Below are 11,038 nucleotides of genomic sequence, written 5' to 3'. Positions count from 1 at the left end.
TCAGCCGCGGGCGGCGGCCAGGGACTCCCTGGCGGCGGCGGCCACGTGCTCCGCGGTGAAGCCGAACTCGGTGAACAGGGTCTCGGCGTCGGCGGAGGCGCCGAAGTGCTCCAGGGAGACGATGCGGCCCGCGTCCCCGGTGAACCGGTGCCAGGTGAGCCCGATACCGGCCTCCACGGCCACCCGGGCCTTCACGGACGGCGGCAGCACGCTCTCGCGGTACTCGCGCGGCTGCTCCTCGAACCACTCCACGGACGGCATCGACACCACCCGGGTGGGCGTGCCCTCCGCCTCCAGCGCCTCCCGCGCGGCCACGGCGAGCCGCACCTCGGAGCCGGTGGCGATCAGGAGGACCTCCGGGGCGCCGGTGGAGGCCTCGACGAGGACGTAGCCGCCGCGCGCCGCGTCCGGGTTGGGCTCGTACGTCGGTACGCCCTGGCGGGTGAGGGCGAGGCCGTGCGGGGCCGGGTGGGTGGAGTGCCGCTTGAGGATCTCGGCCCAGGCGGTCGCGGTCTCGTTGGCATCCGCCGGACGGACGACGTTCAGACCGGGGATGGCGCGCAGCGCGGCCAGGTGCTCGACCGGCTGGTGGGTCGGGCCGTCCTCGCCGAGGCCCACGGAGTCGTGCGTCCACACGTACGTCACCGGCAGCTGCATCAGGGCGGACATGCGCACCGCGTTGCGCATGTAGTCGGAGAAGACCAGGAAGGTGCCGCCGTAGATCCGGGTGTTGCCGTGCAGGGCGATGCCGTTCATCTCCGCGGCCATCGAGAACTCGCGGATGCCGAAGTGGACGGTGCGGCCGTACGGGTCGGCCTCCGGCAGCGGGTTGCCCTCGGGGAGGAAGGAGCTGGTCCTGTCGATCGTGGTGTTGTTGGAGCCGGCCAGGTCGGCGGAGCCGCCCCACAGCTCGGGCAGGACCGGGCCGAGTGCCTGGAGGACCTTGCCGGAGGCGGCGCGGGTGGCGACGGACTTGCCGGCCTCGAACACCGGGAGGGCGTCCTCCCAGCCCTCGGGCAGCCGGCCGGCGACCACGCGGTCGAACAGCCCGGCGCGCTCCGGCTGGTCGGCGCGCCACTCGGCGAGCCGCTTGTCCCAGGCGGCGTGCGCCTCGGCGCCCCGGTCCAGGGCCCGGCGGGTGTGGGCGAGGACCTCGTCGTCGACCTCGAAGGACCGCTCCGGGTCGAAGCCGAGGACGCGCTTGGTGGCGGCGACCTCGTCCTCACCGAGGGCGGAGCCGTGGGAGGCCTCGGTGTTCCGCGCGTTGGGGGCGGGCCAGGCGATGATCGTGCGCATCGCGATGATGGAGGGGCGCCCGGTCTCGGCCCGCGCCGCAGTCAGCGCCGCGTACAGGGCGCGCACGTCGACGTCGCCGCTCTCGGCGGGCTCGACGCGCTGCACGTGCCAGCCGTAGGCCTCGTAGCGCTTGAGCACGTCCTCGGAGAACGCGGTCGCGGTGTCGCCCTCGATGGAGATGTGGTTGTCGTCGTAGAGGAGGACCAGGTTGCCGAGCCTCTGGTGACCGGCCATCGACGACGCCTCGGCGGAGACGCCCTCCTGGAGGTCGCCGTCGGAGACGATCGCCCAGACGGTGTGGTCGAAGGGGGACTCGCCGGCGGGGGCCCCGGGGTCGAAGAGGCCGCGCTCGTAACGGGCGGCCATCGCCATGCCGACCGCGTTGGCGACGCCCTGGCCGAGCGGGCCGGTCGTCGTCTCCACGCCCGCGGTGTGCCCGTACTCGGGATGGCCGGGCGTCTTCGAGCCGTGCGTGCGGAACGCCTTCAGGTCGTCCAGCTCCAACTCGTACCCGGCGAGGTAGAGCTGCGTGTAGAGGGTCAGCGAGGTGTGGCCCGGGGAGAGGACGAAGCGGTCACGGCCGGTCCACTCGGGGTCGGCGGGGTCGTGCCGCATCACCTTCTGAAAGATCGTGTACGCCGCCGGGGCCAGGGCCATCGCCGTGCCGGGATGGCCGTTCCCGACCTTCTGCACGGCATCGGCCGCGAGAACTCGGGCGGTGTCGACGGCACGCCGGTCGAGTTCGGTCCATTCGAAGCGGTCCGCGCCGTCCAGTGTGTGCGTGCTCATCTTCAAGAAATCCTCGATCGGAGCGAAGGAACTGGTCTGATGTGTTCAAACTTAAAAGTCTGACTTTTGAGAGTGAAGGTCGAGGTGTGCCAGCCTGTGGTGAAACTGGGACATGCCCCGGCGTCCGGGCGCACGGGTGGGACGGCACGAGAAGGACATGGCGGACGAAAACATCCAATACGGCGGTGGCGGCGACGGCAGGAGCGGCGACGGAATCAGAACGTTCCCCTTCCCGGTCGATCTCAGCCTCCTCGGCGTCGGCATGCAGGTCGGTCCCATGGGTGCCGGCCGCACCTGGCACGCGCACGCCCCGCTGCACCGCGTGCACCGCATCGACTTCCACGTCGTCATGCTCTTCACCGGCGGCCCGGTACGTCACATGATCGACTTCGCCGAGTACGAGGCGACGGCCGGCGATCTGCTGTGGATCCGGCCCGGACAGGTCCACCGCTTCTCGCAGACGAGCGAGTACCGCGGAACGGTGCTCACCATGCAGCCCGGCTTCCTGCCCCGCGCCACCGTGGAGGCCACCGGCCTCTACCGCTACGACCTGCCGCCCCTGCTCCACCCCGACGGGGCACGGCTCGCCGGGCTCACGGCCGCCCTCGACCAGCTCCGCCGTGAGTACGAGGACGCCACCACCCTGCCCCTCAGCCTGCACACCGCCGTACTGCGCCACACGCTCTCCGCGTTCCTGCTGCGTCTCGCGCATCTCGCGGTCAGCTCCGCCGAGGCGGCGCGCCAGGGGCGGGCGGACACGCCGGGCGACACCACCTTCACGCTCTTCCGGGACGCGGTCGAGCGGGACTTCGCCACCAACCACAGCGTCAGCGCCTACGCCGACGCGCTCGGCTACTCCCGCCGCACCCTCGTCCGCGCGGTGCGCGCCGCCACCGGCGAGACGCCCAAGGGATTCATCGACAAACGCGTCGTCCTGGAGGCCAAGCGCCTGCTCGCCCACACCGACATGCCGATCGGCCGGGTCGGCGCGGCGGTCGGCTTCCCGGACGCGGCCAACTTCTCCAAGTTCTTCCAGCAGCACACGGACCGGGCACCGGCGGCCTTCCGGGCGGAGCTGCGCTGAGCGTCGCGCCCCCCGCCCCCTGCGGGGGCCGGGTCGCCGCTCAGCGGCCGTGCCTCAGTGGTGCGCCGGTTGTGGCGCGGCCGGGGCGGTGGCCGCCTCCTCGCGCACACCGAACCGCTCGTGCACCCGGCGCAGCGGCTTCGGAGCCCACCACGCGCGGCGGCCCAGCAGCGCCATGGTCGCCGGCACCAGCAGCATCCGTACGACCGTGGCGTCGATCAGCACCGCCAGCGTGAGGCCCAGCCCGATCTGCAGGATCGGGGAGAAGCCGCCCGTCATGAAGGCGCCGAAGACCACCGCGAGGAGCAGCGCGGCACAGGTCACCACCCGCCCCGAGCGGCGCAGCCCGGTCACCACGGCCTCCCGGTCGTCGCCGGTCCGCTCCCGGGCCTCGCGCATCCGCGCCAGGATGAACAGCTCGTAGTCCATGGCGAGTCCGAAGGCGATCGCGATGATCAGCGGCGGGGCGGTCAGACTCAGCGCGCCCAGCCCTTCGGCCCCGATCAGCCCGGCGAGATGACCGTCCTGGAACACCCACACGACGGCGCCGAGCGCGGCGGCGAGGCTGAGCAGCGTGGTCGCGATGGTGCGCAGTGGCAGCAGCACCGACCCGGTGAAGGCGAACAGCAGCACGAAGATCCCGGCCAGCACGGTCAGCGCCGCCCAGGGCGCCCGGTCGGCGAGCATCTGCCGGAAGTCGACCAGCTGGGCCGCGGTACCGGTGACCTGGACGGGGGCGTCGCCGCGTAGGTCCCGTACCCGTTCGACCAGTTCGGTGGCGGCCCTGCCGTCGACGGTGCCGGCCGGGGGCAGTTCGAGCACGGTCGTCCCGCCGGGCAGGTCACGGCTCCCGGTGCCCGGTGTGAGGGCGCGGATCCGGTCGGCCGTCGCCGCGTCGGTGCCGGGCCGCAGGACCACGGTGACCGGCGACACCCCGGTGCCCGTCGGGAAGTGCGCGTCGACGGCGTCGTACAGCTGCCGGGCCTCGGTGCTCTTCGGGAGCTGCCGCGCGTCGCCGATGTTGATCCGCATGCCGGTGACGGGCAGCGCCAGCACCAGCAGGGCCGGGACGGCGACGGCCAGGACGGCCACGCGCCGACGGGCCGCGAAGCGGGCCAGGCGGGCGAAGAGGCGGCCCTCCTCGCCCTTCGCGCGCACCTTCGCCGGGGCGATCTTCCCGCCGAACCGGGCCAGCAGCGCGGGCAGCAGCGTCAGCGCGGCGAGCATGTCGACGACGACCACCGCGGCCACCGCCAGACCCATGCTGCGCAGGAAGGTACTCGGGAAGACCAGCAGTCCGGCCAGGCTCACCGCCACCGTCAGCCCGGAGAAGAGCACGGTCCGCCCGGCCGCGGCCACCGTGCGGTGCACGGCCTCCACCACGTCGGTGGTGTCCCGCCGTTCCTCCCGGAAGCGGACCAGCATCAGCAGGGCGTAGTCCACGGCGAGGCCGAGCCCCAGCATCGTCGTGACCTGGATCGCGTACACGGAGATGTCCGTGAACTGGCTGAAGGCGAACAGGCCCAGGAACGCGCCCGCGATGCCGGCCACCGCGACCAGCAGCGGCAGTCCCGCGGCGCGCAACCCGCCGAAGACGACCAGCAGCAGCACCAGCACGACCGGCAGCGAGATCAACTCCGCGTTCTTCACGTCCTCCTGGGCCCGCTCGCCGAGCTGTTCGCCCAGCAGCGGCCCGCCGCTGACATGGACCCCGGAGGCGTCGATCCCGTGCAGCCGGCCGGCCGCCGCGTCCACCGCGGCCTCCTCGGCGTCGTCGTCCAGACCGCCCTCGAAGGTGACGGGCACGATCAGCGCCCGCCCGTCCTCGGCGACCAGGCCGCGGGTGGCGTACGGGTCGGGCACCGCGGCGACGCCCGCGATCTCCCGCAGGTCGGCGACGGCCCCCCGCACCTGGGCGCGCACCTCGGGGCCGGAGACGGCGGCGGCCTCGATGACGGCGGTGATCGACTCGCCCGACGGGTCGAGGCCGTCCAGGTACTCGGCGGCGACCTCCGACTCGGTGCCGGGGACGTCGGGCACGTCGTCGGAGAGATTTCCGAAGACCCCCGTCCCGAGGCCGAGGCCGAGCAGCAGGAACAGGCCCCACAGGAGCATCACGGTCAGTGGGCGGCGGGTCGCCGCCCGGGCGAGTGTGGACAGCACGGTGCCTCCCGGCAATCGTCATCCGGCTCGGGATGCGTCTTTCGGCATCGCCAACAGACTCGTGCCGGGGGCACGGTGCCGGATCGCCGGAGGGAGTGGTTTACGGGACTCACCCCGACGGGGGAGTCCGCCCCCCGCCTCACCCGTCAGGGGGAGCCCGGGGCCACCAGTCCGGTCTCGTACGCGCAGATCACCGCCTGCACCCGGTCCCTGAGACCGAGCTTGCCCAGCACGTTGCTGACATGGGTCTTGACGGTGTGTTCGCTCACGAACAGGGTCGTGGCGATCTCGGAGTTGGACAGCCCGCGCGCCAGCAGCCGCAGCGTCTCCACCTCGCGGGCGGTCAGCACGTCGAGGCGCTGCGGGGTGACCTCGGCGGTGGTCTCCTCCCACCGGCGCCGCACGATGTCCGCGACCAGCCGGCGCGTCACCGCCGGTGCCAGCAGCGAGTCGCCGGCCGCGACCACCCGCACCGCGTGCACCAGGTCGTCCCGGCGCACGTCCTTGAGCAGGAAGCCGCTGGCGCCCGCGTACAACGCCTCGTACACGTACTCGTCCAGGTCGAAGGTGGTCAGCATGACGACCTTGCACGCGGACCGCGCGCACACCCGCCGGGCCGCGTCGAGGCCGTCCATGACCGGCATACGGATGTCCAGGAGCAGCACGTCGGGCGCGTGCCGCTCGACCGCGGCCACCGCCTCGGCACCGTCACCCGCCTCCGCGACGACCTCGATGTCGGCCTGTGCCTCCAGGATCATGCTGAAGCCGCTGCGGACCAGCTCCTGGTCATCCGCGACGACCACCCGGATGCTCACCCGAGCGCCGCCCGCCGTCCGGTGGCGACGGGCAGGCGGACGACGACGCGGAAGCCGCCGGCCGGGCCGCCGCCCGCGGTGGCCCCGCCCCCGCAGGCGGCGGCCCGCTCCCGGATGCCTATCAGCCCGTGTCCGCCCTCGCCCAGGGCCGACGCGCCCCGTCCGTCGTCCGTCACCGTCAAGGTCACTTCGTCCTCCGCCCAGTCGAGCCCGACCGTCGCGGAGGAAGCGTACGCGTGCTTGACCGTGTTGGTGAGGGCCTCCTGGGCGATGCGGTAGGCGGCGACCTCGGTGTCCGGCGGCAGCGGGCGCGGCTCCCCGGTCACCCGCAACTCCACGCGCAGCCCGGTCGATTCGCCCACCTGCCGGACCAGGCCGGACAGCGCGGCCACACCCGGCTGCGGCAGGCGCCGCGGTGCGGTCGCCGGCTGTTCCTGCTTGAGTACGCCGAGAATGCGCCGCAGTTGGGTCATCGCGTCCCGGCCGGCGGTCGCGATGGCCTCGAACGCGGCCTCGGCGCGCGCCGGATCGCTGCGCACGACGACCGGTCCCGCCTCGGCCTGCACCACCATCAGGCTGACCGCGTGCGCCAGGATGTCGTGCATGTCGCGGGCGATGCGGGAGCGTTCCTGCGCCATGGCCCGCGCGGTGTCGGCGGCCCGCTCGCGCTCCAACCGCCGGGCCCGGTCCTCCAGTTCGGCGGTGTAGGCCCGCTGGGTGCGGGCGAGCGAGCCGAGCGCGTACGCGCACACGATGCTCAGCAGCTGGAAGGCGTACTCGAAGGGCTCGGCGTCTTCCTTGTGGCTGATGGTGCCGGCGACCCCGATCAGCCAGCCCGCCAGCATCAGGCGCCGCTGCCAGGGCCGGGCGAGGGCGGCCAGTGTGTAGAGGACGACGAACCCGCCGTACATCAGGTCGGGCGGGGGCGCGTGGTACAACGCCTGCGTGGGGGTGGCCACCGACACGGCACAGGCGGTGGCGAAGGGCGCCGCGCGCCGCCACACCAGCGGCACCGCGGTGGCGGCCCCGAGCAGCCAGCCCCGCCAGGTCAGCGGATCGTCGCCCTCGTCCGGGAACAGCCATTGCAGGGAGACGGCGAACAGCACCAGCGCGGCGACGGCCGCGTCGACGGCGTACGGATTCGTCGTACGCAGCCGTGCGGCGACGGAGGCGAGCGGGGACCGGACGGACATGGGCGGCTCCTCGGGGCAAGGGCCGTCCCAGTATCACGAGGCTCCAGGGGGCGCGTCCTCACCGGTGAGAGGGATTTCCGGTGCCCGGCGGCAGGGCCCAGGCCCTCACCGGCCGGACGGACGCCCCGCGCCGTCCCGCACCGTTTCCTCCGGCCGCCACCCCAGCGCCCGGGATATCCCGCGCGCCGCCAGCCGCACCGCGGGGACCAGCGTCGGCACCTGTGCGCCCGCGTGCGGTACGACGACCGAGACGGCCGCGGTCACCGCGCCGTCCGGGCCGTGCACCGGAGCGGCCACCGACAGGGCGTCGTCGGTGATCTGACGGTCACTCACCGCGGCGCCGGTGCGCCGCACCTCGGCCAGCACCCGGCGCAGCCGCTCCGGATCGGTGATCGTACAAGGGGTGAAGGAGGCGAGCGGACCCACGCGGTACGCCTCCTGGAACTCCGGTTCGCCATGAGCGAGCAGGGCGAGCCCGACCCCGGTGGCGTGCAGCGGCCAGCGGGCGCCGACGCGGATGTGCACACCGACCGAGGAACGCCCCGCCAGCCACTCGATGTAGACGACCTCGCCACCGTCCCGCACCGCCAACTGCACGTTCTCGTGCGTCGCCTCGTACAGGTCCTCCAGGTACGGCAGTGCGACCTGCCGCAACGGCAGACCGCGCGGGGCGAGTGCGGCGACCTCCCACAGCCGCAGTCCCACGTGGTAGACACCCGACTCGTCCCGCTCCAGCGCGCCCCATTGGGTCAGGGCCCGCACCAGCCGGTGCGCGGTGGTCAGGCTCAGCCCGGCCCGGCGGCTGATGTCCGTCAGGCACAGCGCCGGATGCTCGTGGTCGAACGCGCCGAGCACCGACAGCAGCCGTTCGGGCGCGGTGGTGGCGCCCCCGCGCACGGGGGTCCCCCCGCTCGACGAGCGAAGCCGAGAGTGGGGGAGGGCGGTCATGGCCGGGCAACCTCGGATGGCGATGGCGGAAGGCGTGGCGTGGCGGGGGCGGGGGCGCTGCGGGGCCGGGGCCGGGGCGTCGGCCCGAGCGTACGATGCCGGCCGCGCCCGGCACAGGGGGCATGCGGGCCGCGGCGAGCAACGGGGGCCGGCTCGGCCGGCCGGGCGTGCCATGATCGGCGCCAGGTGGAAGTCGGGCCGGTGACGGAAGGGTGCGGGCGTGAGACTGACGACTCTGGGCGGCGGCGGATTCCGGGTGCCGCTCGTGTACGGAGCGCTCCTCGGGGACCGCTCCGAGGGACGCGTGACGCATGTCGTGCTGCACGACCTGGACGCGGCCCGGCTGTCGGCGGTGACCCGGGTGCTCGCCGAGCAGGCCGCCGGGGTGCCGGACGCGCCGGAGGTGACCGCGACGACGGACCTGGACGAGGCGCTGCGCGGCGCCGACTTCGTGTTCTCCGCGATCCGCGTCGGCGGCCTGGAAGGGCGGGCCGACGACGAACGGGTGGCGCTGGCCGAGGGCGTCCTCGGGCAGGAGACGGTCGGCGCGGGCGGCATCGCCTACGGACTGCGCACCGTCCCGGTCGCCGTCGACATCGCGCGCCGCGTGGCCCGGCTGGCGCCGGACGCCTGGGTCATCAACTTCACCAACCCGGCCGGACTGGTCACCGAGGCCATGTCCCGGCACCTCGGCGACCGCGTCATCGGCATCTGCGACTCGCCGGTCGGCCTCGGCCGCCGCGTCGCCCGCGTGCTGGGCGCCGACCCGGACCGGGCGTGGATCGACTACGTCGGCCTCAACCACCTCGGCTGGGTACGCGGCCTGCGCGTCGCCGGCCGCGACGAACTCCCGCGGCTGCTCGCCGACCCGGCGCTGCTCGGCTCCTTCGAGGAGGGCCGGCTCTTCGGCCCCGAGTGGCTGCGCTCCCTGGGCGCGATCCCCAACGAATACCTGCACTACTACTACTTCAACCGGGAGACCGTCCGCGCCTACCGGGAGGCCGACCGCACCCGCGGCGCGTTCCTGCGCGACCAGCAGGCCCGCTTCTACGACGAGATGCGCCGCCCCGACGCCCCCGCCCTCGCGACCTGGGACCGTACCCGCGCCGAGCGCGAGGCCACCTACATGGCCGAGAACCGCGAAGCGGCGGGCGCGGGCGAGCGCGAGGCCGACGACCTGTCCGGCGGCTACGAGAAGGTGGCACTGGCGCTGATGCGGGCCGTCGCCCGCGACGAACGCACCACCCTGATCCTCAACGTCCGCAACCGCGGCACGCTGTCGGTCCTCGACGCCGACGCAGTGATCGAGGTCCCGTGCCTGGTCGACGCGAACGGCGCCCACCCGGTGGCCGTGGACCCGCTGCCGGGCCACGCCACCGGCCTGGTCTGCGCGGTCAAGGCGGTCGAGCGCGAGGTCCTGACGGCGGCCGGGTCCGGCTCCCGCACGGCAGCGGTGCGCGCCTTCGCGCTGCACCCGCTCGTCGACTCGGTCAACGTCGCCCACCGCCTCGTCGACGGCTACACGGCCGCCCATCCGGGTCTGGCGTATCTGAGGTAGCGCGGCCGGCCTCCCGGCCGCGCCCTACGCGGGAGCCCCGGCGGCCGGGTCCGGTGCGGGGGCGTTGATCGGGCCGACGGCCGGCGCGGTGACCGCCGGATACTTCACCGGGGCCGGGGCCGGGGCCGCGACGGCGGGGAGGTCCGGACGCTGATGCGGCAGGGAGACGGGCCGCAGCGGGCGCGGTCCGGACACCACCGTGTAGTCCTGGCCCAGGAACGGCGGCGTCAGCTCGCCCGGATCGTCACCGAGGGCCAGCCGGACCGCCGCCCACGGCACGTTGATCCCGCACAGCGCCAGCTGGTGCAGCCCTCCGGCCGGCCGGGTGTTGACGTCCATCAGGACGGGCCGGTCGCCGTACATCCGGAACTGCACGTTGGCCAGGTGGTGCAGCCCGAACTCCTCGGCGATCCGCCGGGCCGGCGCCAGCCACCGCTCGTGCAGAGTGAAACCCCGGCGGCGGCCGTCCTTGGTACGGCCCACGGCCAGCCGCACCCGGTTGTCGGGCCCGGTGAGGCAGTCCACCGAGACCTCCGGCTGCTCCAGCCGCGGCATCACCAGCCAGTCGACCGGCTCATCGGCCGCCCGCAGCGCCTCGACGACCAGGTGCAGCGGCACGGACGGACCCGGGAAGCCGTTCAGGTCCGCGAGGGAGAAGGAGTCCCGGGTGACCATCCGGAAGCCCACGCCACCCGCGCCGGACGCGGGCTTGAAGCACGCCCGGTGGCCGTGCGCCTCCAGCTCCTCGACGGCCGAGACGAGTTCCTCGGCGGTGCGGACCCGCCACCACGGCGGCACCGGCACGCCGATCGCCCGGACCGCCTCGTAGGCGATCACCTTGTCCTGGAAGACGGCCACCGCCTCCGGCGGCGGCGCCAGCAGCGCCGTACCGGCCGCCTCGAACTCGGCACGGTGGGCCACGATCGCCGACTGGTACAGCCGGGGCACGAACACGTCGATGCCGCGCCGTGCGCACTGGTCCAGGGCGTACTCGACGTAACCGGCCGGGGACAGGCCCTCCGGCTCCAGGTCGGCGGTGTCCGCGGCGGCGAGCACGGGGGAGTCCGGGTCACCGTGCGTGGCGTGGATCTCCACGGCCCGGTCGGCGGGATTTCTCCGCAGCTGATCCATGAAGAAGACGTTCTCCGCGTACGTGCGGTTGAGCCAGACGCGTACGGGAGAAACCATGCAG

Annotated in this window: 8 protein-coding genes; 2 read left to right on the top strand and 6 right to left on the bottom strand. The window is 73.8% G+C overall.

Annotated elements, in window-relative coordinates:
- Positions 1 to 2,085, bottom strand: coding sequence for a transketolase (gene tkt / locus RI578_RS05620; RefSeq protein WP_310870027.1), 2,085 nt, complete (start codon positions 2,083 to 2,085; stop codon positions 1 to 3).
- Between the two features lie 157 nt (positions 2,086 to 2,242).
- On the opposite strand from tkt, the gene RI578_RS05615 reads away from it, so the two are divergent.
- The gene (locus RI578_RS05615) at positions 2,243 to 3,169 is read left to right on the top strand and encodes an AraC family transcriptional regulator (protein WP_310870026.1); all 927 of its coding nucleotides are present in this window, start codon (positions 2,243 to 2,245) and stop codon (positions 3,167 to 3,169) included.
- A 54-nt stretch (positions 3,170 to 3,223) separates the two neighbouring features.
- Here RI578_RS05615 and RI578_RS05610 read toward each other — a convergent pair whose 3' ends face one another.
- From RI578_RS05610 to RI578_RS05595, 4 genes are all read right to left on the bottom strand, one after another.
- Positions 3,224 to 5,332 (bottom strand): MMPL family transporter, encoded by a 2,109-nt coding sequence (locus RI578_RS05610; protein WP_310870025.1) that lies wholly within the window; start codon positions 5,330 to 5,332, stop codon positions 3,224 to 3,226.
- Between the two features lie 146 nt (positions 5,333 to 5,478).
- On the bottom strand, positions 5,479 to 6,147 hold the full coding sequence (locus tag RI578_RS05605; protein WP_310870024.1) for a response regulator transcription factor: 669 nt from the start codon (positions 6,145 to 6,147) through the stop codon (positions 5,479 to 5,481).
- Positions 6,144 to 7,340 (bottom strand): histidine kinase, encoded by a 1,197-nt coding sequence (locus RI578_RS05600; protein ID WP_310870023.1) that lies wholly within the window; start codon positions 7,338 to 7,340, stop codon positions 6,144 to 6,146. Before RI578_RS05600 ends, RI578_RS05605 begins: the two co-directional genes overlap by 4 nt.
- 105 nt (positions 7,341 to 7,445) lie before the next feature.
- Complete coding sequence (locus RI578_RS05595; protein WP_399059526.1) at positions 7,446 to 8,288, bottom strand: IclR family transcriptional regulator; 843 nt, start codon at positions 8,286 to 8,288, stop codon at positions 7,446 to 7,448.
- Positions 8,289 to 8,508: 220 nt separating this feature from the next.
- Between RI578_RS05595 and RI578_RS05590 the strand changes: the two genes are divergently transcribed.
- Positions 8,509 to 9,846: a 6-phospho-beta-glucosidase gene (locus RI578_RS05590; RefSeq protein ID WP_310870021.1), complete on the top strand. Its 1,338-nt coding sequence runs from the start codon at positions 8,509 to 8,511 to the stop codon at positions 9,844 to 9,846.
- Between the two features lie 24 nt (positions 9,847 to 9,870).
- Here the strand turns inward: RI578_RS05590 and RI578_RS05585 are convergent, their stop codons facing one another.
- Positions 9,871 to 11,034, bottom strand: coding sequence for an ATP-grasp domain-containing protein (locus RI578_RS05585; RefSeq protein WP_310870020.1), 1,164 nt, complete (start codon positions 11,032 to 11,034; stop codon positions 9,871 to 9,873).
- Between the last annotated feature and the right edge of the window lie 4 nt (positions 11,035 to 11,038).

Origin of the sequence: Streptomyces sp. BB1-1-1, from assembly GCF_031597775.1 — a bacterium.
GTDB lineage: Bacteria > Actinomycetota > Actinomycetes > Streptomycetales > Streptomycetaceae > Streptomyces > Streptomyces thinghirensis.
Note: the sequence above shows the minus strand (reverse complement) of the source record. Positions and strands in the feature narration are given on the sequence as shown.